The 25,823-nt window shown below is 49.4% G+C and carries 22 protein-coding genes; 10 read left to right on the top strand and 12 right to left on the bottom strand.

What is annotated here, in order from left to right; translation table 11 throughout:
- Nucleotides 1-249: 249 nt before the first annotated feature.
- The 8 genes from ACO0LL_RS28075 to ACO0LL_RS28040 all read right to left on the bottom strand — a co-directional run bounded on the left by ACO0LL_RS28075 (nucleotide 250) and on the right by ACO0LL_RS28040 (nucleotide 9,124).
- Nucleotides 250-669 carry a gamma-butyrobetaine hydroxylase-like domain-containing protein gene (locus tag ACO0LL_RS28075; protein ID WP_422954121.1) on the bottom strand — a complete coding sequence of 140 codons (420 nt, stop codon included), beginning with the start codon at nucleotides 667-669 and terminating at the stop codon, nucleotides 250-252.
- On the bottom strand, nucleotides 666-1,094 hold the full coding sequence (locus ACO0LL_RS28070; RefSeq protein WP_422954120.1) for an HIT family protein: 429 nt from the start codon (nucleotides 1,092-1,094) through the stop codon (nucleotides 666-668). The genes ACO0LL_RS28075 and ACO0LL_RS28070 overlap by 4 nt, the downstream gene beginning before the upstream one ends.
- Complete coding sequence (locus ACO0LL_RS28065; RefSeq protein ID WP_422954119.1) at nucleotides 1,094-5,065, bottom strand: DUF3683 domain-containing protein; 3,972 nt, start codon at nucleotides 5,063-5,065, stop codon at nucleotides 1,094-1,096. The genes ACO0LL_RS28070 and ACO0LL_RS28065 overlap by 1 nt, the downstream gene beginning before the upstream one ends.
- A 291-nt stretch (nucleotides 5,066-5,356) precedes the next feature.
- Nucleotides 5,357-5,668 carry a helix-turn-helix domain-containing protein gene (locus ACO0LL_RS28060; RefSeq protein WP_422954118.1) on the bottom strand — a complete coding sequence of 104 codons (312 nt, stop codon included), beginning with the start codon at nucleotides 5,666-5,668 and terminating at the stop codon, nucleotides 5,357-5,359.
- Nucleotides 5,655-6,041, bottom strand: a complete 387-nt coding sequence (locus ACO0LL_RS28055) for a type II toxin-antitoxin system RelE/ParE family toxin (RefSeq protein ID WP_422954117.1) — start codon at nucleotides 6,039-6,041, stop codon at nucleotides 5,655-5,657. The genes ACO0LL_RS28060 and ACO0LL_RS28055 overlap by 14 nt, the downstream gene beginning before the upstream one ends.
- A 158-nt stretch (nucleotides 6,042-6,199) precedes the next feature.
- On the bottom strand, nucleotides 6,200-7,501 hold the full coding sequence (locus ACO0LL_RS28050) for an HAD family hydrolase (RefSeq protein WP_422954116.1): 1,302 nt from the start codon (nucleotides 7,499-7,501) through the stop codon (nucleotides 6,200-6,202).
- 225 nt (nucleotides 7,502-7,726) lie between these two features.
- Nucleotides 7,727-8,626, bottom strand: a complete 900-nt coding sequence (locus ACO0LL_RS28045) for a metallophosphoesterase (protein ID WP_422954115.1) — start codon at nucleotides 8,624-8,626, stop codon at nucleotides 7,727-7,729.
- Nucleotides 8,627-8,632: 6 nt separating this feature from the next.
- On the bottom strand, nucleotides 8,633-9,124 hold the full coding sequence (locus ACO0LL_RS28040) for a YqaA family protein (RefSeq protein ID WP_422954114.1): 492 nt from the start codon (nucleotides 9,122-9,124) through the stop codon (nucleotides 8,633-8,635).
- A gap of 81 nt (nucleotides 9,125-9,205) precedes the next feature.
- Between ACO0LL_RS28040 and ilvA the strand changes: the two genes are divergently transcribed.
- The 10 genes from ilvA to ACO0LL_RS27990 all read left to right on the top strand — a co-directional run bounded on the left by ilvA (nucleotide 9,206) and on the right by ACO0LL_RS27990 (nucleotide 21,889).
- Nucleotides 9,206-10,795 carry a threonine ammonia-lyase, biosynthetic gene (gene ilvA / locus ACO0LL_RS28035; protein WP_422954142.1) on the top strand — a complete coding sequence of 530 codons (1,590 nt, stop codon included), beginning with the start codon at nucleotides 9,206-9,208 and terminating at the stop codon, nucleotides 10,793-10,795.
- A 60-nt stretch (nucleotides 10,796-10,855) separates the two neighbouring features.
- The gene (gene queF, locus ACO0LL_RS28030) at nucleotides 10,856-11,701 is read left to right on the top strand and encodes an NADPH-dependent 7-cyano-7-deazaguanine reductase QueF (RefSeq protein WP_422954113.1); all 846 of its coding nucleotides are present in this window, start codon (nucleotides 10,856-10,858) and stop codon (nucleotides 11,699-11,701) included.
- A 66-nt stretch (nucleotides 11,702-11,767) separates the two neighbouring features.
- Entirely contained in the window at nucleotides 11,768-12,361 is a 594-nt protein-coding gene (locus ACO0LL_RS28025) for a hypothetical protein (protein WP_422954112.1), read from the top strand.
- A 164-nt stretch (nucleotides 12,362-12,525) separates the two neighbouring features.
- A complete protein-coding gene (locus tag ACO0LL_RS28020) occupies nucleotides 12,526-15,204 on the top strand; it encodes an EAL domain-containing protein (protein ID WP_422954111.1) in 2,679 nt (892 codons plus the stop codon).
- A 102-nt stretch (nucleotides 15,205-15,306) separates the two neighbouring features.
- Nucleotides 15,307-15,780, top strand: a complete 474-nt coding sequence (locus tag ACO0LL_RS28015) for a PTS sugar transporter subunit IIA (RefSeq protein WP_422954110.1) — start codon at nucleotides 15,307-15,309, stop codon at nucleotides 15,778-15,780.
- Nucleotides 15,781-15,919: 139 nt separating this feature from the next.
- On the top strand, nucleotides 15,920-16,861 hold the full coding sequence (gene hprK / locus ACO0LL_RS28010) for an HPr(Ser) kinase/phosphatase (protein ID WP_422954109.1): 942 nt from the start codon (nucleotides 15,920-15,922) through the stop codon (nucleotides 16,859-16,861).
- 20 nt (nucleotides 16,862-16,881) lie between these two features.
- Nucleotides 16,882-17,745: an RNase adapter RapZ gene (gene rapZ, locus ACO0LL_RS28005; RefSeq protein WP_422954108.1), complete on the top strand. Its 864-nt coding sequence runs from the start codon at nucleotides 16,882-16,884 to the stop codon at nucleotides 17,743-17,745.
- Nucleotides 17,746-18,135: 390 nt separating this feature from the next.
- A complete protein-coding gene (locus ACO0LL_RS28000) occupies nucleotides 18,136-19,695 on the top strand; it encodes an AAA family ATPase (protein ID WP_422954107.1) in 1,560 nt (519 codons plus the stop codon).
- A 10-nt stretch (nucleotides 19,696-19,705) separates the two neighbouring features.
- A complete protein-coding gene (locus ACO0LL_RS27995) occupies nucleotides 19,706-20,803 on the top strand; it encodes a hypothetical protein (protein ID WP_422954106.1) in 1,098 nt (365 codons plus the stop codon).
- Nucleotides 20,804-20,920: 117 nt separating this feature from the next.
- Nucleotides 20,921-21,889, top strand: coding sequence for a phosphotransferase family protein (locus ACO0LL_RS27990; protein WP_422954105.1), 969 nt, complete (start codon nucleotides 20,921-20,923; stop codon nucleotides 21,887-21,889).
- A gap of 99 nt (nucleotides 21,890-21,988) precedes the next feature.
- On the opposite strand, the gene ACO0LL_RS27985 is transcribed toward ACO0LL_RS27990, so the two are convergent.
- The 4 genes from ACO0LL_RS27985 to ACO0LL_RS27970 form a co-directional block, all read right to left on the bottom strand.
- The gene (locus ACO0LL_RS27985; RefSeq protein ID WP_422954104.1) at nucleotides 21,989-22,579 is read right to left on the bottom strand and encodes a hypothetical protein; all 591 of its coding nucleotides are present in this window, start codon (nucleotides 22,577-22,579) and stop codon (nucleotides 21,989-21,991) included.
- Between the two features lie 23 nt (nucleotides 22,580-22,602).
- The gene (locus tag ACO0LL_RS27980) at nucleotides 22,603-23,106 is read right to left on the bottom strand and encodes a tetratricopeptide repeat protein (protein ID WP_422954103.1); all 504 of its coding nucleotides are present in this window, start codon (nucleotides 23,104-23,106) and stop codon (nucleotides 22,603-22,605) included.
- A 361-nt stretch (nucleotides 23,107-23,467) separates the two neighbouring features.
- Nucleotides 23,468-23,737 (bottom strand): lysozyme inhibitor LprI family protein, encoded by a 270-nt coding sequence (locus tag ACO0LL_RS27975; protein ID WP_422954102.1) that lies wholly within the window; start codon nucleotides 23,735-23,737, stop codon nucleotides 23,468-23,470.
- Nucleotides 23,738-23,912: 175 nt separating this feature from the next.
- Nucleotides 23,913-25,025 carry an HAF repeat-containing protein gene (locus tag ACO0LL_RS27970; protein WP_422954101.1) on the bottom strand — a complete coding sequence of 371 codons (1,113 nt, stop codon included), beginning with the start codon at nucleotides 25,023-25,025 and terminating at the stop codon, nucleotides 23,913-23,915.
- Between the last annotated feature and the right edge of the window lie 798 nt (nucleotides 25,026-25,823).

Raw genomic sequence — 25,823 nt, 5'->3', positions numbered from 1 at the left:
GTAGCCCAACCTACGAATTTTCCCCGGCGTGCAATCGTAAATTAACGAATGCAATCATCATAAAATCAGCTCACAAAATCTCACGGTTCTGATATTAGTAAACTACACAACATGCTACAAACGCCGCTGGATTCCAGCTAAAGCACGCTGGAATGACGTTAATGTGTGTACGGCATATCAAAAGATCGCGGTGCTGGTCTATACCTTAGACGTGAAATCTGAGAATTGAGATCTGAGATAAATGCTCACTCAATGCTTAGTCCCACAACTCCCCCCACCCTTCACCTGCATAGGCGCATCCCGCCCCGTCTCCCCGGCAAACCCCGCCGCCTGCAATTTCTCCAGATATTCCTGCCATACCTGCGCCTGGTTTTCACCCAGCCAGTACAGATAATCCCAGGTAAAAATCCCCGAGCTATGCTGGTCAGAAAAGATGGGCTTGATCGCATAATTACCGACTGGCTCTATGCCCACAATGCCAACATCGCGCTTGCCGGTTTGCAGTGTCTCCTGCCCCGGCCCATGACCACGCACTTCGGCAGAAGGCGAAGACACTCGCAGTAATTCAAACGGCAGCGAAAACTCCTTGCCATCATCAAAGGCGACTTCAAGCACCCGCGATTGGGTGCGTGCATTCAGGGAAGTGGGTTGTGGATTACCTATGCTCATGATGCGAAATTCGAAATAATGGTTTGCCTTAATTGCGGCAACAAGTTGCGACGCGCATCCAGTGCAGGTTGCTCAACCGCATCGCTACGCGCAGCCGCCCAGATCGGGTTAGGGAAATGCGCATCATCGGTGTAGCGCGGGATCAGATGCCAGTGTAGATGCGGCACCATATTGCCCAGGCTGGCGACATTCATCTTGTGCGGCTGCATGACTGACCGTATGGCAGCTTCAAGCTTCCAGACGGCCTGCATGAAAACGTTTCTATCGTCTGCGGACAAATCCGTCATCTCTTTGACATGCGCATTCCAGATGACGCGACAAAAGCCGGGGTAGTTCGCGTCATCAACGAGGATGATGCGTAACTGATCGGTGCTGATGAGGATATCGCCGGCACTGGCATCACATAATTCACAAACGACTGTCATTACACCAGCACCCTTTCTATACCACCGTTATTGGCTTTGGCGACATATTCCGGCATCCAGTTTGGGCCCAGGATATGCTTGGCCATTTCGACGACGATGTAGTCGGCAGTCGTGCCAGAATCTTCATCATAGCGCGTCAAACCTTGCAAACAGGCAGGGCATGACGTCAGGATTTTGACGTCACCGGTAAAGCCATCAGCGCGCAGTTTATCTGCGCCCTTGTTCATTTCTTCTTCCTTGCGGAAGCGTATTTGCGTGGAGATATCAGGACGTGATACGGCCAGCGTACCTGCTTCTCCACAGCAGCGGTCATTCTTTTCTATCTTGACTGCATCGACCGTGGTGATCAGCGCATTCACCGTTTTTAACGGGTCTTGCAATTTCATCGGCGTATGGCAAGGGTCGTGATACATATAACGCGTGCCATTCACTGCCGCCAGCTTGACGTCTTTTTCCAGCAGGAATTCATGGATGTCGATGATGCGGCAGCCAGGAAATATCTTGTCGAATTCATAGCCCTGTATCTGGTCATAGCAGGTGCCGCAAGAAACTACAACGGTCTTGATATCCAGATAATTGAGTGTGTTTGCCATGCGATGAAACAGCACGCGGTTATCGGTGATCATCTTCTCGGCTTTGTCGAACTGGCCGGCGCTGCGTTGCGGGTAACCGCAGCACAGGTAACCCGGTGGCAGCACGGTTTGAACGCCTACATTCCACAACATTGCCTGGGTTGCCAAGCCGACTTGCGAGAACAGCCTTTCCGAGCCACAGCCAGGGAAGTAAAACACGGCTTCAGTATCTGCTGTCGTGGTTTGTGGATTACGGATGATGGGGACCATCTTGTCATCTTCAATATCCAGCAAGGCACGCGCCGTTTTCTTGGGCAGGTTGCCCGGCATTTTCTTGTTGATGAAATGGATCACCTGCTCGCGCATGACAGGCTTGCCCAGGCTAGCCGGTGGCGCCTTGGTCTGCTTTTTGGCGAGCTTTTTCAATACCGTATTACCCATGCGCTGTGCCGCCACACCCCAGCCAAATATGACCTGGCGTGCTGCCTTGATGGTGGCCGGGTCTTTGGCATTCAAAAAGAACATGGCTGATGCCGTGCCGGGGTTGAATGACTTCTTGTCCATCTTGCGCAAGAGATTGCGCATGTTCATCGACACATCACCAAAGTCGATATCGACCGGACAGGGCGTCACGCATTTATGGCAGACGGTGCAGTGGTCGGCCACGTCTTCAAATTCTTCCCAGTGCTTGATGGAGATACCGCGGCGCGTCTGTTCTTCATACAGGAAGGCTTCGACCAGCAGCGAAGTTGCCAGGATTTTATTGCGTGGCGAATACAGCAAATTGGCGCGTGGCACATGGGTGGCGCAGACAGGTTTGCATTTGCCGCAGCGCAGGCAATCTTTGACGCTATTGGCGATTGCTCCAATGTCGCTTTGCTGCATGATCAGCGACTCATGCCCCATCAGGCCAAACGAAGGCGTGTAGGCATTGCGCAGGTCGGCAGCAAAGTCTGGCAGGTTCAGCAGCTTACCCTTGTTGAAGCGGCCTTCTGGATCGATGCGCAATTTATACGAGCGGAAATCCTTGATCTCATCTTCAGTCAAGAATTCCAGCTTGGTGATGCCTATGCCATGCTCGCCCGAGATGACGCCGTTCAGTGAGCGGGCCAGCACCATGATGCGGGCAACGGCTTGATGCGCCACTTGCAGCATTTCATAATCGTCAGAATTGACAGGCAAGTTGGTATGTACATTGCCGTCACCAGCATGCATGTGCAGGGCGACGAAAACGCGGCTGCGCAAGACTTTTTTATGCACGGCCACGCATTCATCGAGTATCAGCTTGAAGGCCGAGCCACTGAAAATCTGGCGCAATTGCGCACGGATTTCTGTCTTCCAGGATACCCGCACTGTCCTGTCCTGGACGATGGAAAATACCGTCACATCAGGCTGTGATTTTAATCTTTCTTCGAAGACAAATGCCAGCTTGTCCAGACCCAGGTCCAGCAATTCTGCCTTGGCTGCACTGAGTGGCTTGTCGAGATTATTCAGCAGATAAGTCCAGCGTGCTTCTGCTGCCTGCAGCAAGACATTGGCTTCATTGACGCGTTCTTCCAGCAATTCAGATGCGGGGATATCATCGCCGGCGGCATCTTCACTTTTGCCCAGTGGCAGATTGCGCTTGGCGAAGAAAGCTTTCAAGGCATCGAGCAAGGCCAGCTTGTTTTGTATCGATAATTCTATGTTGATGCGCTCTATGCCATCGGTATATTCACCCATGCGGTTAAGCGGTATCACCACGTCTTCATTGATTTTGAAGGCATTGGTATGTTTGGAAATCGCCGCCGTCTTGGCGCGGTCCAGCCAGAATTTCTTGCGTGCCTCAGGGCTGACGGCCACGAAGCCTTCACCGACGCGGGTATTGGCAATGCGTATGACTTCAGACGCGGCCTGAGCCACGGCGTTTTCATCATCGCCGACGATATCGCCGAACAAGGCCATCTTGGGCAAGACACCACGCTTGGATTTGGTCGTGTAACCGACGGCGCGCAGATAGCGTTCATCCAGATGTTCCAGACCTGCCAATATCGCGCCACCCTTGCGGGTTTCGTTATCGAGGTAGTCCTTGATTTCAACAATGCTCGGTATCGCATCCCGCGCCTGGCCAAAAAACTCCAGGCAGACGGTGCGGGCAAACTTGGGCATCTTGTGCAAGATCCAGCGTGCCGACGTAATCAAACCATCGCAACCTTCTTTTTGCACACCTGGCAAACCCGCGAGGAATTTGTCAGTCACATCCTTGCCCAGGCCTTCTTTGCGGAAGACGCGGCCCTTGATATCGAGTTGCTCAGTCTTGAAGGGCTGCTTCTCGCCAGGATGTGTCCATTCAAGCTTGAACTTGGCGATTTCCACATCATGGATTTTGCCAAGATTATGCTCAAGCCTTGTCACTTCCAGCCAGTCACCATTAGGATCAACCATGCGCCATGAAGCCAGATTGTCCAGCGCCGTGCCCCACAATACCGCCTTCTTGCCACCTGCATTCATGGCGACGTTGCCGCCTATGCATGAAGCTTCTGCCGAGGTTGGGTCTACGGCAAATACAAAGCCAGCTTTTTCAGCGGCATCCGAAACGCGCTTGGTGACAACACCTGCACCTGAGTAGATGACCGCATAGTCGCGGTCGACGCCAGGCAGGCGTGTCATTTCGACTTCGCCCAGTTGTTCGAGTTTTTCAGTATTGATGACCGCCGACAAAGGCGTCAGCGGTATCGCGCCGCCGGTATAACCCGTGCCACCGCCACGCGGGATAATGGTCAGGCCCAACTCTATACAGCTTTTGACGAGGCCAGCCATTTCATCTTCAGTGTCTGGTGTCAGCACGACGAAGGGGTATTCAACGCGCCAGTCAGTTGCATCAGTGACATGCGATACACGGCTCAGGCCATCGAACTTGATATTGTCTTTTGCAGTGAAACGCGCCAGCAGCCTGTTGGCTTTCTTGCGCAAGTCATAGGTGTCGCGAAAATCCTTGGAAAACGCTGCCACCGCCTTGCGGGCGGCCTGTACCAGAATTTCTACGCTATTGCTGCGTTCTGCATCATCGTTGACGGTGCTCAGGCGGCGCTTCTCGACTTCCGCCAGCCTGTGGTTCAAGGCATCAATCAAATCCTGACGACGCTTTGGGTTATCCAGCATGTCGTCTTGCAGATAGGGATTACGCTGCACGACCCAGATATCACCCAGCACTTCATACAGCATGCGCGCAGATCGCCCGGTCTGGCGTTTGCCGCGCAATTGATCAAGCAATTGCCATGCATCTTCACCTAGCAGGCGGATGACGATTTCGCGGTCAGAAAACGACGTATAGTTATAGGGAATTTCCCGCACGCGGGTCGGTGTGGCGCCTTGGGGTGCATCTGCGAGCAAGGCCTGGATCTGGGCTGGAGCATTCATCAGTGACGTGGTTGGACGGATATATAAAAGTCCATTCTAACTTATTGCGATGCACCACGCGCCAACAGCCTTGAAGTTTATACGGTAATGAATGGTGATTGTGGCAATTTTCCGAATGGAATTTGGCAAAAATCGACAGAATTGTCGTAAAAGTGGATAAATTGCAAAATCATCACAAATAACGCTGCACAAAAATCAGGCGGGCAAATTTGATTTACATCGTTTGTCGTATTTTACACCTGTGTGCAGATCAGACAGTGATCGTTTGAGACAAAATAGAAAAGATGGAATTTAAGCCAGCACTTCCAAACCCTTGCGATCCACCAAATTCAGCAGCTTTAGTGAAGGACCGTTAGGATGTTTTTGCCCCTGCTCCCACTTTTGCACTGTCGAAGGACTGGTGTTGAGGTAAGCAGCAAAGACCGCCTGGCTAGCCTTGACGCGCAAGCGCAGATGTTTGATCTGTTCAGCCGTGTACTCTTGCACTGGTGGCAGGCAAAGAGCATCAAACTCGCGCATGGTAGTTGCATCCATAACCCCTGCAGCATGCAAGCCTTGCGCTGTACCTTGCAGCACGTCGAGTAATTTATCATGTTTGCTCATTTGTTCCTTCTTTCAGCTCTATGAGTTCTTGCGCCTGTATCGCTCTATCCAACGCCTTGCGATCATATTTCATCAATTCAGATGCCAACATTTTTAAGGCTTGTAGTTCCTTGTCGTCAATGTTGTCGCGCTGATTTTTGGCAAATCCGTACAGGAAAAAGGCCTTATCTTTCAGCTTAAAGCCCAGGATTGTCCGTACGCCACCACTTTTACCACGCCCATTTAAAGCGACCCGTTTCTTGATGACATATCCTCCAAGATAAGCATCAATTAAACCTTGTTCCATTTCAGCTACTGCGGCACATAATGCCTGCTCAGGCAAACCTTCTTTGATTGCCCAGCGGGCAAACCATTTCGTCAGGAAGATTTGCATAACGCAAGATATCGTATTGATGAAGACACAAATATAGCACTTAGTACTATATATAGCAATAAATCAGGTCATTCAATACATGAAAATATTACATTTATTGCAATTGTCAGATAAAAAAAACGGGCAGCCTCAGCCGCCCGTTCTTCATGCAGAAAAAATCAACCCAACAATGCAGGCGCAGTCTTGCCCAGTTTCAGTGTTGTTTCCACTGGCAACCAGTTACCTGTGGATTCCTGGCGGCCTTGCAGCAGGAAGCGTGGGTTGGCTTCTTTGGCAGCATCAGCAGCGGCTTTGGACAATTCACCGATCTTGCCTTTTTTGAGGCGGTTCACGACCAGGCCAATTTCTGTTTCTTTGAAATCGCGCAGCATGTCGTAGTCACCATCGCTGTCACCGGCGACAAATACAGGGCCGTAGCCTTTTTTGGCGACCAGTTCACGTTTGATGACAACAGTCTTGCCTGAGCCCCAGTTCAAAGGCCAGTCTTTGCGGTAGGCGTTTTTATACACGTCGCCGTTTTGTTCCAGGCGCAGACCCAGAACGTTTTCACGTTGTACGTGGTAGCCATATTTTGGATTGGTCGCGAATACGGCAACCACATCTTCCAGCGAGGCTGTGCTGACATACACGTCAAAACCGTTCTGGCGGAAAGTGTTCATCAATGTCGCGACTTCGGTACACAGGCGTATGCCGTGGAAGTGGGCAGTGGAGATGACGCCGGCCACACCAGGAAGGGATGAAGGACTGGTATATTTGGTCTTGGTCAGGCTCATGCCGAGGTTGGCGTCATTCGATGCTTCTGCCAGTGCGCTGACTTCACCAACGGTCATATTGGCGAAGAAGTAGATGACCCATGGATAACCGACGTTCACGCCATGCGTGTCATTGACGGCTTCATACAGGAAGTAGAGCTTGGCGCGGAAGTCCTGGAACTGTGCTGTCTCCATGATTTCTTCGAGGCTGCGGCTACCGGCCATGCCTTTGTAGTTGGCGTGCAGGTAAGCGTAGTCACTGTCGAGATCGGTACAAACGCTTTCCAGGTCCAGTTGCTTGCCAGCGGCATTTTTGTAGTCAGCAGTGAAATTGCCAACTGGTACATTTTGACGGATAGTCGCAGAGAATTCTTGCGGGCTCAGCTTGAATGCGAGGTGATTGATCTGGTACATCAGCAGCGCTTCTTCGCAGTCATTCATGATACTGGTGTTATCCCAGTCAAACACAGCGTAAGGCTTGCGCTTGGCAGAATAGCTTTTGCTGGTATTGCCATGCTTGGCGATCAAGGCCGCTACCAGGTCACGGTTGCGCGGTGACCATTTGGCTGCATCAAGAAATACCGCCGGTGCTGCCGCGGCAGGTTTTGCCAATGCAGGCGCTGCCAATGTGGCACCAGCCGCAGTTGCAACCAGTCCTTGCAAAAATCCACGGCGTGGTTGTTGATTGGTTTGTTTAGTATCTTGCATTTAATTTCCTTGTTGAGCGCATGACATGCCACATGCTGGGGCATGTATCTTTATTAAAAAACCTGCGTGAGCGTATAAAATTTGCGTTGTGCTTGCTTTGGGCTTACACTGAGTCATCGTGCGGATACCGCTTTTCTGACTACTTTCCGGCAAGCATTATAGTCAAACATTGTGACATCCCGACAAAAGGCACAAAATTTTTAAGCGAATTTGTCTATACATTAACTACCTGGCCTGCTGACCTGATTTAGCTTGGCTGCCATTCTGTTCTACTACATCCAGCGAAGAATACAAATGACATAAATGCACTTCGGAAGGAGCAAACAGGCGTATTGGCAAATCACTCATGCCTATGCCCTGGCTGGTCAGCAATTGACGCCCGTCTGGCAAGACAAACAAGCCCCGGGCATAACGGCGCTCACCTGAGCCTGGTGGCAAGACCAGCGGCTTGCCACTCGGCGTGGCGATTTGTCCGCCATGGGTATGGCCGCAAAATGCAATTTGAAAATCATGCCCAGCCACAAGTTTGAGACCCAGCGGCGAATGCATGAGCAACAAACGTACATCACCTGCCCCGGCAAAAGTCTGGTCTGCGTCTGGCATACCGACGCCGGGTTCATCCAGGCCGCAAATCGAAATCGCATCAAAGGGGGTGGGCAGGCGTGTGTTTTGGTTAATCAAGACCTGGACACCTGCATCCCTGAGACAATTGCTGATATGCACATCATCGAGCCACAAGTCGTGATTACCCATGACGGCAAACTTGGGGGTAGCTGGATTGAGCAAACCCAATGGTTTAATCAGATGTTGCATATGTCGGGCATGCAGCGAGACGAAATCGCCGCCAAACAGGATGACATCCGGCGCAAAAGCAGCAATGGCGGCAAAGGCTTGTTCCAGCAAGCGCACGTCCGTCAACGGGCCTGCATGCAAATCTGAAATGAAGGCCAGTTTGCAATGAAAGCCCGCAGGCAGGGGCAGGTAAAAATCACGCCTGTCTATATGCAAGCCGCCTTGCAGCTTCAGGGCATAGGCAATGCGTGCTGCCCAGTTTTCTTGATAGAAAGCGGCTTCCAGCCCCTCACCTGCGCGCCGCCACCAGCCATAGTATTTACCTCTGCCCATGTCTGATCAGAATATGAAATTGGCGATTTTGGTCCAGAACCCCTCTGGCACTTTCAATAACAGCCAGGTGATGACGATATAACGCAGGCACTTGCCCACTGCCATATAAAACACACTGGGCCAGAATGGCATGCGCAACCAGCCTGCCAGGGTACAGATAGGGTCACCGATGCCTGGCAGCCAGGCCAGCAGCATGGTCTTGGGGCCAAAATGCTGTAGCCAGCGATACCAGTAACTTTCGCGTTCACGGTCAAAGGCTTTTTTGGCGGCATAGCCCATGCCATAGTCGACCATGCCACCCAGGGTATTGCCTATTGTGGCGACGATGATGACTTGCCAAAAAATCGCCGGGTTGGCCTTGATGACGGCAAATACGGCAGGTTCTGAGCCTAATGGCAACAAGGTGGCCGAGATAAAGCTGATGAGGAATACCGAACTCAAACCAATTTCAGGCAGTGCCAGAACGCTTAATAACCAATGGACTGCGGCTTCTATCATCGTGGTTTGATATGGCTGTAAAAGGCATACATTATAATGGCGGCTGTAATTTCGAATCACTATGTCGTTACTTAGGGCTAAATTAGCCCTGGATCACGAGTAGATCAGCCATATTTACCTAACAATAAGACATCCATGAGCACCGATTATCTGAAGAAGATCCTGACAGCGCGCGTCTATGACGTCGCATTTGAAACCCCGCTGGAATATGCCACCAGCCTGTCGGCTCGCATGGATAACCGAATTTATTTCAAACGCGAAGACATGCAAAGCGTGTTCAGCTTCAAGCTGCGCGGTGCTTATAACAAGATTGCCCATCTCACGCCAGCGCAACTCAAGCGCGGCGTCATCTGTGCCTCGGCAGGTAACCATGCACAAGGCGTGGCCCTGAGCGCCAGCAAGAAGGGTTGCAAGGCAGTCATTGTCATGCCGACCACCACGCCGCCTGTCAAGATTGATGCCGTGCGCACCCATGGTGGTGATCTGGTTGAAATCGTCCTGTTTGGTGATTCTTACACCGATGCTTACGGCCATGCGCTGGAGCTGGAAAAGAAACGCAAGCTGACCTTCGTCCATCCTTTCGATGACCCTGACGTTATCGCTGGCCAGGGCACGGTTGGCATGGAGATTTTGCGCCAGCATGCTGAACCCATCCATGCGATCTTTGTCGCCATCGGTGGTGGCGGCCTGATCTCTGGCGTGGCAGCTTACGTCAAGGCAGTGCGCCCGGATATCAAGATCATCGGTGTGCAAACGACTGATTCAGATGCCATGGCACGCAGCCTGAAAGCGGGCAAACGCGTGACCCTGACGGATGTTGGCTTGTTCTCTGACGGCACAGCCGTCAAGCTGGTGGGCGAAGAAACCTTCCGTCTGGCCAAGCTGTATGTTGATGAAGTGATTACGGTTGATACAGATGCCGTCTGCGCCGCCATCAAGGACGTGTTCCAGGACACCCGCAGCATACTGGAACCTGCCGGTGCCCTGGCAGTAGCCGGTTGCAAGGCCTATATAGAACGCGCCAAGGCCAGCAAGAAGCCGCTGAAGAATGAAACGCTGGTCACCATCGCCTGCGGTGCCAACATGAACTTTGACCGCCTGCGCTTTGTTGCCGAGCGTGCCGAAGTCGGTGAAGCGCGTGAAGCCGTATTTGCCGTGACCATACCAGAAGAACGCGGCAGCTTCCGCCGTTTCTGTGAATTGATAGGCGCGCGCAATGTCACAGAATTCAATTACCGCATCAGTGATGAAAAAGCCGCGCATATTTTTGTGGGCATTCAAACGCACGATAAGCTGGAATCTGGCAAAATTGCCAAGAATTTTGAAAAGCACGGCTTCCCTACCCTGGATTTGACACATGACGAGCTGGCGAAATTGCATATCCGCCATCTGGTGGGTGGCAAGAGCAGCCTGGCCAAGGATGAATTGCTGTATCGCTTTGAATTCCCTGAACGCCCTGGTGCGCTGATGCGCTTTTTGAACAGCATGGCACCGAACTGGAACATCAGTTTGTTCCACTATCGCAACCATGGGGCAGATTACGGCAGAACTTTAGTTGGTTTACAGGTTCCAAAGAAAGAAATGAAGGCTTTCCGCGAATTTTTGGCAACCCTGGGCTATCGTTACTGGGATGAAAGTAAGAATCCCGTTTATCAATTATTTTTGGGCTGATACAGCTCATAGCCTTAAGTAACGCAGATCTTAAGTAATACATTACGCAACGCAGACAACATGACAGATTCCGCACCAAATACGCCTGAACATTCTTTACTGGGCAAGCCCGCGACTTACAAGTCCGAATATGATGCCAGCCTGCTCTTCCCTATCTCCCGTTCCGGAAAAAGGGAAGAAATAGGCCTTGGCAGCAGCCTGCCTTTCTTTGGTGTGGATATCTGGAATGCCTATGAAATTTCGTGGCTAAACCTGCGTGGCAAACCGCAGGTGGCGATTGCTGCCATTACAGTACCAGCAGATTCGCCGAACATCATCGAATCAAAGTCTTTCAAGCTTTACCTGAATTCTTTCAACCAGACCCGCCTGGCGGGTACAGATGCGCTGGTCAGTCTGTTGCAGGCAGATTTATCTGCAGGTTTTGGTGCGGCAGTGCAGGTCAAACTGACTACGCCTGACCAGTTCGACAAATTAGCCATGCATGAACTGCAAGGCCAGTTGCTCGACAGGTTAGATATTGAAGTCGATAGCTATACCCCCAACCCATCGCTGCTGACCGCCAATGTTGATGAGTCACCGGTAGAAGAAACCCTGATCTCGCATTTGCTGAAGTCCAACTGCCTGGTAACTGGCCAGCCAGACTGGGGCAGCGTGCAAATTCAGTATGTAGGCCCGCAAATCAACCAGGAAGGCCTGTTGCAGTATTTGATAGGCTTCCGCGACCATAATGAGTTCCACGAGCAATGTGTGGAACGCATCTTTGTCGATATCATGCGCCACTGCAAACCGCAGAAATTGTCAGTCTATGCACGTTATACACGTCGCGGTGGACTGGACATCAACCCATGGCGCAGCAATTTCAGTACGGGCCAGGGCCCGGACAATCGCCGGAATGCACGCCAGTAAGCGTACCAGTATGTGTGGCTGCATCCCTCTCACACTCATTTTTTGTATCCATTTGTAAGCAATATTATGTTGAAATTCAAATATTTCTCCTTGCGCGCTGTCTTGTGCGCCTCCGCTTTTTTGCTGTGCACAGCATCCCAGGCGCAAACAACTGGCGCCCCAGTCCAGGAAGATATGGGCTGGTGGGATAGCGCCAAAGCCAAAGCCAATAAAATCCTGGATGAAGGCGACTTGTCACTGATGCTGGCTGGCCATACCCACCATGGCCGCGGCACTTACACCAGGGAAAGAATTGCAGAGCTCAATGAAAACACCTGGGGTTTGGGCTTTAGCAAAGCCATACGCACCAAGGAAGACAATGAAGAATCCGTCTATGCCATGATGATTTCTGATTCACACTTTAAGCCACAACCTATGGCAGGCTATGTCTATCAATGGATGAAGCCGCTAGGTGACAAGATCGAAGTTGGTGGTGGCCTGACTGGCTCGTTAATTAGCCGCACCGATTACTTTGGTGGCATACCCTTTCCAGTCATTTTGCCAGTGGCGTCGATAGGCACACGCAATACCAAGCTGATGGCAACCTATGTCCCGCGCTTTTCCAAGAACAAGGGTAATGGCGACGTCTTGTTCATGTTCGTGCGTATCGATTTAAAATAAGCGCTTGAAATAAAGTCCGGCCAGGGAAGTACAATTTTGCAAGAGGTGTTTTTTTATCTACCGCAGGCTAATGTGTTTTTAATATGCTAGCTAATTACCATCATTGTCCTTAGAACTTGCTTGATGTAAAGTATCCAGACTTATTCGTTTTATAGATTGTCGTCGTGATAATTCCGGTCCCGTTTTCAAGTACTAGTACACGCGAGCCTGTCGCCAGTCAAGACTGGCATATGGCCTTGCTGGAACATAACCCGGATGCGATGTATGTGCTCATCGACGACAATCTCGTGTATGCCAATCCGGCAGGTGCAGAACTCATGCATGCCGGTGACCCGCAGCAGCTCATAGGCCTGAAGCCAGAAGCTTTTTTGCATGGGCGGCATCATGAAGGTGCCAAAACCATACTGCAAAAACTGCGGCAGGACGGGGCACAGAGCAAACACACTTGCCAGTGCATACGGCTTGATGGTCAATTGCTCGATATAGAAGTCCGCGCTACCCAATTCAATTTCAATGAACAAACCGCCATCTTGCTGACGGCGCGAGAAATCACTCCCCGCAGCAGTTCACGTTCCAGCGCTACCGTCACCGCCCTGCCCCTGATCGACCAAGTCCGTTATAAATCCAGCCGCGTCCATGAAGCCCTGCATCACGAGAAAGAAATTCTCGAGATGATTGCGCTCGACAAACCGCTGACCGATATTCTGGAAGACGTCTGCGATCGTATGGAACGCTTGCTCGACAATGGCGCCTTGTGCGCCATCACGCTATATGACGACAGCACCCAGCAACTGAGTTTTGGTGCCGGCCCTTCGCTGCCAGATGGTTTTTGCGCCTTGCTTGGTAATCTGCCAGTCGATACCAGTTCGGGCTCAGCCTCCGCCGCGATTTATTACCAGCGCACCACGATAGTCCAGGATATTGCAGTCAGCCCGCTGTGGAAAAATTTGCGTGAACCGGCGCTGCGCTACGGCTTGCGTTCATGCTGGTCTTTGCCGATTACGACGGCTTTCAACACCCTGCTGGGCACGGTCGATGTGTATCACCAGATGGTACACAGCCCGAATGAAGATGAGCAGGCGATGATGATGGATGCATGTGACCTCATCGGTCTGGCCATCGATAAAAAGAACATGGAACAAAGCCTGGAGGAAAGCGAAGAACGCTATCGCTCCGTGGTCACCAATCTCAGTGAAGGTATCATGGTGATAGGCCCCAGCGGCCAGATCCTGACCTGCAATCCCAGCGCCCAACGTATTCTTAAAATTGATGACATCAGCACCGTTGGCAGGCGTCACCGTTATTTCAAGAACATACTCGGTGACGAAGGACAAGCGATACGTATGGGGGATGATCCGGCTTCCGTGGTCTTCCGCAGTAAAACCCCAATATTGAATTTATCCATGGGAGTGGAGTTGCGTGATGGCTCCGTTGTCTGGCTCTTGGTGAATGTACTGCCTATCAATAAAAAAAGTAGCGCCACGGTATCTGCCGTATTGATTTCCTTCACCGATACCACAGAAGTGCGCGAGACGCAAAGGCAATTGCATTTCATGGCTTCTTACGATGCCCTGACTGGTTTGCCGAACCGCCATCAACTGAACCAGCGCCTGGTCAAAGCACTGGCCGGTGCCAAACGCACTCAGCACCGCCTGGCCTTGCTCTTTCTTGACCTCGACAGGTTCAAGAACGTCAATGACACTGCTGGCCATGCTGCGGGCGATACACTCCTGCGTGATGTATCGTCGCGCCTGAGTTCGTGCATACGCACGACAGACATGCTGGCCCGCCTTGGTGGTGATGAATTCGTCATCGTTGCCGAAGCCTTTGAAGATGCCATGCAACTCAAGGACCTGGCTGAGCGTGTACTGGCCCGTATGCGCGATCCTTTCGTGATTGAGGGCAATGAATATCACCTCGGTACCTCTATCGGCATCAGTGTTTATCCACATGATGGTGAAGACGGCCCTACGCTGCTGCGCTGCGCTGATTCGGCGATGTACCATGCCAAGGAACTGGGCCGCAACAACTACCAGTTCTTCACCACAGAACTGAATGTACGCGCCCAGCACCGCTATGCGCTGGAAACCAATCTGCGCCGCGCCCTGACTGACAATGAATTCCTGGTGTATTACCAGCCCAAGATCAGCCTCAGCACCTCGCAGATCGTTGGTGCAGAAGCGCTGATACGCTGGCAAATGCCAGACGTTGGCCTGGTACCGCCTAACGAATTTATCCCTATATCAGAAGAAATTGGCCTCATCCTGCCACTGGGCCGCTGGATCTTGCGCCAGGCATGTCTGCAAACCCAGCTATGGCGCGAGCAATATTCGCCGGACATGGTCATCAGCGTGAATATCTCGCCCAAGCAATTCCAGGACCCTGGCCTGCCCAAATATATAGAACAAACCCTGCAAGAAATCGGCTTGCCACCATCTGCACTGCAGCTGGAGATTACCGAAGGCTTGCTGATGGGTGACATAGACTTGCTGCTGCCGGTCTTTGATGCGATCAAAAAACTCGGTGTCAGCATTTCCCTGGATGATTTTGGGACAGGCTTCTCTTCACTATCTTATTTACAACGTTTCCCTATTGATAACCTCAAGATAGACCGTTCTTTCATCCGCGATATCCCGGGCAACCCCGATTCTGTTGTACTGACGCACGCCATCATTGCCATGGCCAATGCGCTGGGTATGAGTGTCACAGCCGAAGGGGTGGAAAAAGCCGACCAGATGTTCTTCCTGGCCGACTCTGGTTGTCAGGAGATGCAAGGCTTTTATTTCAGTCAACCCCTGCCTGTTGATAAATTTGAAAAATTACTGAGAGACAACGTTCGTTAAAAGTGTTGTCAAGTTTTGCGCAAATCGGCCAAAAGAAGCCTATAATTTGTCAAAACCTAATTTTGTGCATTGCACCATTTCGCTGTAAAACGATCTTGCACCATGACGAATATTGCAAAAATCCTGCCTCTGAACAACGTACTCCTGAATCTGGAAGTCTCCAGCAAAAAAAGAGCATTTGAACAGGCCGGGCTGTTATTCGAAAATAATTGCAGCATAGCGCGCTCGGTTGTCTCTGATAACCTGTTTGCGCGTGAACGCCTGGGCTCTACTGGCCTCGGCCATGGCGTAGCCATCCCGCACGGCCGCATCAAGGGCCTGAAGGCACCGATTGCGGCCCTGGTCAGGCTCAAGGAAGCTATTCCTTTTGAATCGCCAGACAGCCAGCCAGTCAGCCTGTTGATTTTCTTGCTCATGCCTGACAATGTCACGCAACAGCATCTGGAAATTTTGTCTGAAGTGGCAGAGATGCTGTCGAACGAAACTTTCCGCGATACACTCAATACTGAAACCAGCGCCGCTGCGATATATGAAAAAATCATGGCCTGGCGTCCGAACCTGCCAGGCACAGCATGACAGACTGTGACAGGGCTGCCCGCTGCGTATTCGCCTGCGGCAGTCTGATCAAGCTCAAGCTCCCTGCGTTTCCTGATACTTCAAGCAAGCAAAATACCCCCAGACAACCAAGACATCGTCAGATTCAACCCACATAGCCATGCCATCATTGACAGAACTCACGGTACAAAAAATCTACGACGATAACCGCGACACCATGCAACTGGGCTGGTTTGCGGGTTTTGCTGGCGCCGACAAGCAAATTACAGGTGATGCGGCGTCTTCTGCCGACCAGGTCGGGCATTTGAACCTGATCCACCCTGGCCGCATACAGGTGCTGGGGCACCAGGAACTGTCGTATTACAACCGCCTGTCGAATGCGTCGCGCAATAACCTCATGCGTGAACTCGTCGCCGGTGCGCCACCTGCCCTGATCGTGGCACAGGGTCTGGAATCGCCACCAGCGTTTTTGACGACTTGCGACGACAATAATATCCCGCTGTTTTCTACGCCTTATCCATCTGCACAGGTCATTGATTATCTGCGCGTCTATCTGTCGAAAAAACTCGCACAAAAAATCACCATGCATGGCGTCTTCATGGATGTGTTGGGTGTAGGTGTGTTGATCACTGGTGAATCCGGTCTGGGCAAAAGTGAGCTCGGGCTGGAACTGATTTCACGCAGCCATGGCCTGGTGGCCGATGATGCCGTCGAATTTTCGCGCATTGCCCCGAACATGATAGAAGGCCGCTGTCACGAGCTGCTGCAAAACCTGTTGGAAGTGCGCGGCCTGGGCCTGCTCGATATCAAGACCATCTTTGGTGAAACCGCAGTGCGCCGCAAGATGCGCCTGAAACTCATCGTGCATCTGGTACGCCGCAGTACCCTCGAAGAAAATTACGAACGCCTGCCGATAGATTCGCAGACTGAAGAAGTGCTGGGCCTGCCTATCAGAAAAGTCGTGATCCCGGTTGCTGCAGGCCGCAATATCGCGGTACTTCTGGAAGCGGCTGTGCGCAATACCATCCTGCAATTACGTGGTATTAATACGCTGGAAGATTTCATGGAACGGCAACGCCGCGCCATGGAAAACGGTGACTAAATACCTGTTGAGTACATCCCATGGAAATCCTGCTTATCTCTGGTATCTCCGGCTCCGGTAAATCGGTCGCCCTGAATGTGGTTGAAGATGCAGGCTACTATTGCGTCGATAACCTGCCGCCCAGTTTATTGGCAGACCTGGTCAATACGCTCATCAAGGAAGGCGTGCCGTCAGCGGCCATCGCCATTGACAGCCGCAGCGCCAATCAGCTCACGCATTTGCCAGACTCCATACGCACATTGCGTGCAGAAGGGCATGATGTCAAAGTCCTGTTCCTGACCGCCAGCACAGAATCCCTGGTCGCCCGTTTTTCAGAAACCCGCCGCAGCCACCCGCTGTCGCACCGGCTGGGTCTCGACAAAGAGCCCGGCGACAGGCTCAGCCTGACTGAATGCATACAGGAAGAACGCGAAATTCTCTCAGGCATACAACTGGTCGCCCACGTCATCGACACCAGCGATCTTAGTGCCAACAAACTGCGCGCCTGGGTCAAGGACGTCATAGAAATAGGCCACACTCCGCTGACCCTGATGTTTGAATCCTTCGCCTTCAAGATAGGCGTGCCGCTGGATGCCGACTTTGTCTTCGACGTCCGCATGCTGCCCAATCCCCACTACGACCCCATCATGCGCCCGCTGACAGGCCGCGATGAACCCGTGATCCAGTTCCTCAAAGAACAGCCGATGGTCGATGACATGTTTGCCGACATCGAGCAATTCATCACAAAATGGCTACCCGCCTTCAAGCGCGACAACCGCAGCTACCTGACAGTCGCGATAGGCTGCACCGGCGGCCAGCATCGCTCAGTGTATATGGTGGAAAAACTCGCTGCGCATTTCAAGGCGCAGGAACAGGTGCTGGTCAGGCACAGGCGTTTGAGTTAGGGCAATTACCCAAGTTAAGATGAAAGTCTTAGTCAGATTAGACGTCCCCAATTAGGTCGTCAGCACTGCATTGTTCTATGCCATTACCAATGAATCATTAGGCCATACCAGAAGATTTTTGGACTTTATGACACTGAAGATGCGTTTGCTTTAAAGATGTCTAAATAAATATGAGATATTGCCAATTTCACCATTAACATATCACTCTTTACATGATTTTAAATCGAGTTCATTACAGTTCAATTCGTCTATTACTTGATCATCAAATACTAATCATCTGCATATTATTAAAAATGCAGTATGATCAAATATCCTTAGGCAAAAACACAATAACATTGCTCATATAAAAGATCCTTTATCTCAAATAATAACTTTCTGGAAAAATTAGAAATGAAAATAAAAAGCTTCCGAGCTACAAATTTTCGTAGTTTTCTTGATACAGGTCACATTACGCTGAAACCGATTAATTTGTTAGTCGGTAAGAATAGTATTGGGAAAAGTTCATTTGCAAGAATGTGGCCAATCTTTAATCAAGGTGCAAAAGTACAAAAAAGAACGCCCATCTTATGGAACGGTGATTTAGTTGATTTTGGTACCTTCAAAAATATTCTGTCTCGTCATGCAACTGACAAACAAGTAATATTTGATTTCTTACTTGAAATCGAAAAAAAAGATCTATCTCCTAAAAATAACACACTCCGATATGGAAACAGAGTTCATCACCTTAGAGATGGAGAAATAAGCTTTAACATTACACTCATTAGTGAAGAAACAGACAGCTCTAGATCGAGATGTAATAAGTTAATTATTTCTGTTGCGAGTGTTTCAATTTTGTATTCGTTTGACGCATCAGGTCAATTGATCGAGGCGCAATGTAGAGATACTACGATCAAAGTTACTAGCCAATACAGTCAAGAAAATACAATCGGATTTCTGGCGCCCTCCACTGAATATTTCTCAAAACAAAATGATGTATTAGTTCCTGCATATTCGCCAATGCATACGCGCCTCTTTTATTTTTTAAGAAGACACTTACATCAACGATTGGCGAATGAACGAATTCATGAAATTTGCACAAAATTAAATGTCGTTGGAGATGAAATCGATCTCCTTTCATATTGTAATGCTCTGCCATATCACTATAAGACATGGAAAGATTTTTTATATACGATCAAACTTAATGAGACGATACTTCAAAATTTCCATACGTTAGTTCTATTGGCCGCCAGTGGATCACTCATTAAAGACATAGACCTATCTTTGCGACAACATTTTTCCACAGTTAACTACATTCGACCTATACGTGCTACAGCACAACGGTATTATAGGAAGCAAGAGCTAGCAGTGGACAATATTGACCCCGAAGGTTCAAATTTGGCGTTCCTTTTAGTTTCACTCACAAAAGAAAAATTAGTACATTTAAACAAATGGCTTAGCGAAACATTGGACGTCAATGTAATATTAGCTGGAGAAGATGGAGAACAAGGCCATGTAATGGTTAATCTCTTAGACTTAACCACAGGTCGATTAGACAACATGGCAGATATGGGATTTGGTTTCTCTCAAGTACTGCCATTGGCAGTTCAAGCTTGGGTTTCATCGTCACCACATGCTAGGATTGCCGGACGTGTTTATCATGGAAATACGATTCTGGTATGGGAACAACCAGAACTGCATCTACATCCGGCAATGCAAAGAAAACTTGCTCGCCTAATCGCGAAAACAACAAAAGTCGATGCGACCAGAAACATCACATTCATCATTGAAACGCACAGTCAATCAATGATAAATGAAATTGGTGATTTAATAATTGAAGAAAAATTTGATCGAAATAGTATTCAACTTTTATTATTTGAGCAACGCGAATCTTTTGAAACAAAAATTACCCAATCTAGTTACGATGAGGATGGTCAATTAACGAATTGGCCATACGGTTTTCTTTCGGTTTAAATTAAATTTTATGCTTATTTTTTTAAACGAAAATTTGGCAGTCGAATCAAATTCTTTCTCCGAAAATGATATTCGTAATTTAGATGATTTGCTTATGTTGCATTCAAAATTATTGCATTACGTTGCGGCATCAAAAAAAACAGTGCACTTAATTTCTCAAAATTTTCTTGGGAAAATCAGCAATAGATCTCAAGAAACGCTTAAAACAATATCCACACAATCTGATAATTTATCTTCTTTGATAAGCGCAACTAGACTTTATGTCGAAATTAAAAATAAAGCCTCAATTGGCTTAACAATTGAGAAAAATGACGAATCATTCAAATGGATTTGCGATCTTCAATATGCGGTATCTTGGCTTTCTCAACCTTCCAAAATAATTGGGGAACATATCGGCGACGTAGACACTTTTCAAGTAGCAAGTAAATACTTCGCAATATCAAAAAAACTTGACCCAAAAATGCAGCGATTTATAGCTGAAATGTCAGGTGGATGTGGAAATGCTCCAGTAGTTTTAACACAGCGGATAAAAGATGGCGTTGCACCAATACTATGCATTATTGACAGTGACAAGATATCACCGGATCACAATGGCTCGCCAAGTATAAGTAAATGTCATGATATCGTTGAGCAAATGAAAGGAATTTCCTACTTTCATCAAATGGAAGAACGTGAATTAGAGAACATTATTCCTATTCCACTCCTAATTCACGGAACATTGTCACTTCCTGCGTCAAAAGATCGCGACACGATTTTAGATAGCATTGCCATTTTAAAATCTATTTATGAAGATGATGAAAGTACTCATATTTACAAGTACATTGATTTAAAAAATGGCACCTGCAAAAGTTGGGTAGCTGCAAAAGGTATAGAAAAATACTATGCAAATATTACGATTAAATCCAAGTGTCCTTGCAAAATTGATTGCGAAGGTTATTTTAGTCCTCCCCTCTTCGAAAGTGTTCGACAAAAAGTGACTGAATTTATTGAGAATTCTTCAGAAAAAATATTGCGAGATATTTCAGTCGAAAGTGTTAGCAAATCTTGGATCGACTTAGGGGCTATAGTCTATTCGGTTGCTTTATCAAATAAAATACGGACAATGTAAACGGCTTAAAAAATTCTCAAACCAAAACTTCAGCGCCGTCTAACAGCAAGTAGCCTTGATTTGAGGATTTTGTACTTCTGACTCCACCACCAACCGCTTTTCTTCGCTTGAAGTTCAATGACAATAGTCCTCAATTGCCTGCCACAAAATCTCGACAATGCTGCCTGTAACGACTTCATAGCAAATGCGCCTTTGACAGCCTGGATGCCTGTGTTGAAGTACCTGCAACAGGCATTCGACCTGCCTGCTGAACCTTGGGAGAAAATCCCTCTGGGTGCGAATGCCTTGTTTGGATTGGGTGAGGGCGTGATAGTCAAACTCGTGCCACCGAACTGGCGACGTCAGGGTGACAAAGAAATTCTGGTGGCACCGCTGCTGGAAGGCAAACTGTCATTGCAGACACCCAGGCTCATCGCCAGCGGTGAAATCGATCACTGGGTGTTTGTGATCTTCAGTCGCTTGCAAGGCACTTTGCTTGCGGACATCTGGCCATCGCTGGATATCGAACAGAAGCGATCCATCATGCTGCAAACTGGCCAGCTTGTGCGTGAACTCGGCAGTGTGAAGTTTGACGCGGATATCGCCATCAAGGTCGATTGGCCAAACTATATACGCGATCTGATTACCGATTGCATGGCTAGACACCAGCGCAGGAAAATGCCGGAAACATTGCTGGCGCAAGTCATGCCCTATATCGAAGCTGCCGGAGACTTTGCCAAAGCAGGTGACTTGCGATTTATCCATATGGATATCCATCCGTGGAACCTGATGGCAAAGCAGGAACAGGGTCAATGGCGGCTCTCGGGCCTGCTGGATTTTGGCGATGCCATCGTCGGCAATAGCGACAGGTTTGAACTCCTGACACCGATGATCTTCATGGCACAAGGCAATCCCTTGCTGCTGCAGGCGCTGTTGCAGTCTTATGGTGAAATAACAAATATCAGCGCAGCAGAACTGCAACGCCAACTGACTGCCTATATGCTGATCAGGCCTGACTCTGATGTGACTTTTTGTATGCAGCAAGTGCCTGCTGACGGGCCGCGCAATAGTTGGGAACAAGTTGCTGCTCAGATGTTTCCGCTGTAAAACCTAGAGGCGCGATAACAGTCAATTATTTTGCACTGCAAAGTAAGGGGGCAATTTCAGATTCGCGTCCTTACTGTCGCCTCATGTGAGCTTAAATTCTTATTGCACAGGTCTTCTTATGACTTCATTTTCTTGTGGTCTATATGGCCCCAATTCACCTTGCACAGAATGAAGAAATTTGCGAAACCTGGCTTCCATCAACGCATCATATTTTTTCGCATTGCCTTTCAAGTGAGGCCAGGCCAAACGTGCCGTCGCTGATATGTTTGTTGAATCTGCGACCTGGTCTCTTCGGGCATCGAGGATGGTATAGCGCGTCGCGCCTTGCAGGGCTTCTTGACGGAATATAGTCCATGCATCAACATTTTCTGTCTTGGGTGCGTTACTACCATACTGTTTTACCGGCACATCATAGGCAGTGCGCCCTGCGTCAGTATTGAGGTCATAAAATTTCAATATCAGATTGGTCGAGTCAGCCGTTTGCCTGTCTGCCGGATTGGGTAACTGGAAAACTGCGGCAGCCACTGGCAGTTTGGATTGCATGTTCAGTACAGCCCAGTCATCATCCACAGTAAAAGCCAGCGCCCCGGTTTGCGTGATGATTTTGAGTCTGGTATCGGCAAAGGCGGTGATGCAGACAGTGCCAAGTAGCAAGCTTGCGAGCAAGGTTTTTAGTTTTTTCGTCGGCATGTTATGTAAAAATTTCTCTGATATTAGGCAACGTCCGTATTTTTTGCCAGCCCCTGAGCATACCGCGCCAGCGAACGATTGTAGCGCGGCAAATATCCTGCCAGCGCTGTCAGGCTAAGCGCAAGTGCCTCACGTTCGCGTCCCAGATCAGCCAGCGCCAGGGCCAGAAAGCCGCGCACTGCACCGTCGAGTTCATCACTGCCTTGCTGCATTTCAACAAACAACAGGTCAGCCGCCGTTTGCGGATCACCCAGGTGACGGATGGAGCTGGCCATTTGTACATTCGCCCGGCGGCGTCGCAAACCTGTCAGGCCGTTTTCAAGAGCAGCTTTATACAGGGGAATCGCCAGTTCAGTAAAACCGCAAGAATCCCGTGCGCCGCCGCGTTCAAATAACCCTATGGCGGCATCAGGTGGCAACTCTGCAGCCAGTGCGTCAATGCGTGCAATGAAGGTCTGTGCTTCTGTCGCGTCAAACTCTGCCCACAGAGCTGCCAGTCTTTCCTCCCAATGTGTATTCATGCTCATCATTTCTTTTATCATTGAATCCAGCGATGATTATCCCATGTGAGCTTGTCTGTACATCCTGTTATCCGGTGACGCAGACAAGGTAAATCTCACATCAAGGATACTTAAATGATGCAGATTAATACCCATTGATTATCAGTTGTAACTCTGTTGATGCATGGACAGGGGCTAATCCAAACTACATAGCTGCATGCAGTCTTTAACTCTGCCTATTGGCAGGCGATTAAAACTGGGTAAGTGATTCCAGTTCTTCGGCTCTGTTTACCCTGGCCGTGACGGAGCATTCATTTGCACTCATTCTGGCAGAGGTACCGCCGTCGGGATCATAATAAAACTGGCAGTTGGCATCGCTAAATTTCAGTCATAGACGCTGTACTTCCTGCAGGTCTTTTTTTCGATCGGCTTTGAGCGTACCCATCAACTTTTTATATGCATTGTTCAGGCGTTTGTCTGCACGGCTATATTCGGCAGAAATGCAATCCAGAATTGCCGGATCCACTGCTTCAGCTTTCTTTATACATTTGTCATATTCGGCACTACGCACTGGTCCCGCTCTGCCATAAGCCGGGAAAGAGAATGCCGCGCTCAATACTATGCTTAATACGAATGTCAGTTGATATTTGGTTTGCATGCGTAATCTATATTGTCATACTAAATAAAAAGCTGGCTCAAATTAATCGCCAGCCCAGGTGAAATCAGCTTGTTGGTTTGCTTTAACTGACACGAACAGACATTTTTTATACTCACCAGCTATGGGGCTTGCAGGCAGATAAGCCTTATCTGCTTGCTGCATGCCTGCTGCAATCTCAAGCCCCAAAAAACAGCTTGTTCTCAAAGAACAAACCCTTGAGCCGTTTGCGGAAAATCGCGATAGTCAGGGCCACCAATAGCATGACTACATTAAAACCGAGGATTTTATTGCCGCCCATATCCACGAAAGGAACGGCATTCGAGGGCATGGTAGCGGCATACAGGCCACGGTCATAACTTGCGCCGATGACCTGGCCACCATCGTTGATGGCATTGGTCAGGTACAGGCTTTTGCCGGCCGCGTGCAGCGTCATCTTATTGTCGCGCCAGACAAAGGACAGGCGCAGGTCTGCAGTATCAACTACGCCAACCACATGGCCTTCGTTATTGATGCCGGTGGCAAAGCTGTCGCCAAAGCCGATTTTGGCACCGAGGTCTATCATCTGCTTGCCATCGTGCATGAAGGCATGCCAGCGGCGGTCTTTCATTTCCGAAGCCCCCACGACGATGCCATGGTCGTTGATAGCCGTTGCTGAACTGGTGCGGCCACCCAAAGTGCCCAGGTCTCTCATGCCGCTGGCAGCATCATAGAGGAATGCCCGGCGCGTGCCATCGGTGATCATGGAAGAACCAACTACCTGCCCCTGGTTATTGATGCCGCTCGCATAACTAACCCTGCCGCCCAGCGTACCCAAGTCTTTTAGCGCTTCACCGGGGGTATATAGAAAGGCATGCCAGTCACGTTCAGGCGTATCAGAGAACCCGGCAGCCTGGCCAGTCTGATTGAGTGCAGCACCATAACTATTGGGGCCACCCAGAGTGCCCAGGTCCTGGGTGCCATGATCGCGGGTGCGGATAAATGCGCGCCATATTTCCCCTTTTTTTGATGAACCGACGATCTCGCCCTTATCATTGATGCGCTTGGCTTCGCTCTCGGTTTCGCCCGGCAACTCCAGTTTGACAAGTTTACCCTTTTCAAAGAACACGGCGTGAGGCGTACCATCTTTTTCCTTGATGACGGCAGCAACCTGCCCTGCTGCATTCATGTCATAGGCAATCGACTCGCCATACTGCTTGCGCTCTATACCCAAAGAATGACTGGTCGAGGCAACAGCCTGGCCACCGATCAAAGCCAGCAGAAACAAAGAACTACGCAATGCATGGTGCATACAGGTATCCTTTCTGGAGGGAGGTCTTACGGGGAATTTGCAAGCAAATATACAGGATTATTATTTGGCAATAAAGATAAATGATTATTATTTGCCACCGTCGATTGAGACGTAGTGAGGATTTTTTGAAATTCACCAGAACGCGCGGCCCATGTCAGCTTGCCAGATGCAAGGGTGCCAAGTTACGCCCGTGAAGCCATGCATAAGCAAATGGCAAAGAAGGTGCAAGCCCAGGCAATAAAGCGCATTAATTCGCCGTGAACGCTTAAATGAAGCAACGCTAAAGTATGCCTGGGCTGCCTGAGAATTCTAACAGTGAGTACTACGTGCGCGAAGCTGTTTTAACAAGCAAGGATATGAATGATATGACTATGCCTGTCCCGAGATGCTTACACCGAAACTGGTAGGTGAGGTTCTTACAACGCACCAGTTGTGATGGCAAAATGAGGGGACAGTAACATCGGTACGTTAAAACGTATTTTCTCTTTCGAATTCCACCCGATCTGCAACCCACACACTGAAGTTGTCGAATCGAGAGATATCTTTCGGCAATTGTTGGCCATCTATAAGCCGATACAAATCCGAGGAATCTGTTCATACAATCTCGTACTCATTATCTGGCTTGTTATCAGCAATGGCGAAAACAACTCCACCATCACTCCAATCATTAATAGGACTTACGCAAAAAAAGTGAGCTATTTTAAAAATGATGTAAACCCAAAGCAGCTTTCAAGTCAGTAAACTAAGGGACATGACATCAAAACGTCCGAGCCGACTGGATTACTGCCAATACTTGCT

Origin of the sequence: Undibacterium sp. TC4M20W, from assembly GCF_049340245.1 — a bacterium.
In the GTDB taxonomy this organism is placed as follows: Bacteria; Pseudomonadota; Gammaproteobacteria; order Burkholderiales; family Burkholderiaceae_D; genus Undibacterium.
The sequence above is the reverse complement of the archived record's forward strand: the minus strand, read 5'-3'. Positions and strand labels throughout refer to the sequence as shown.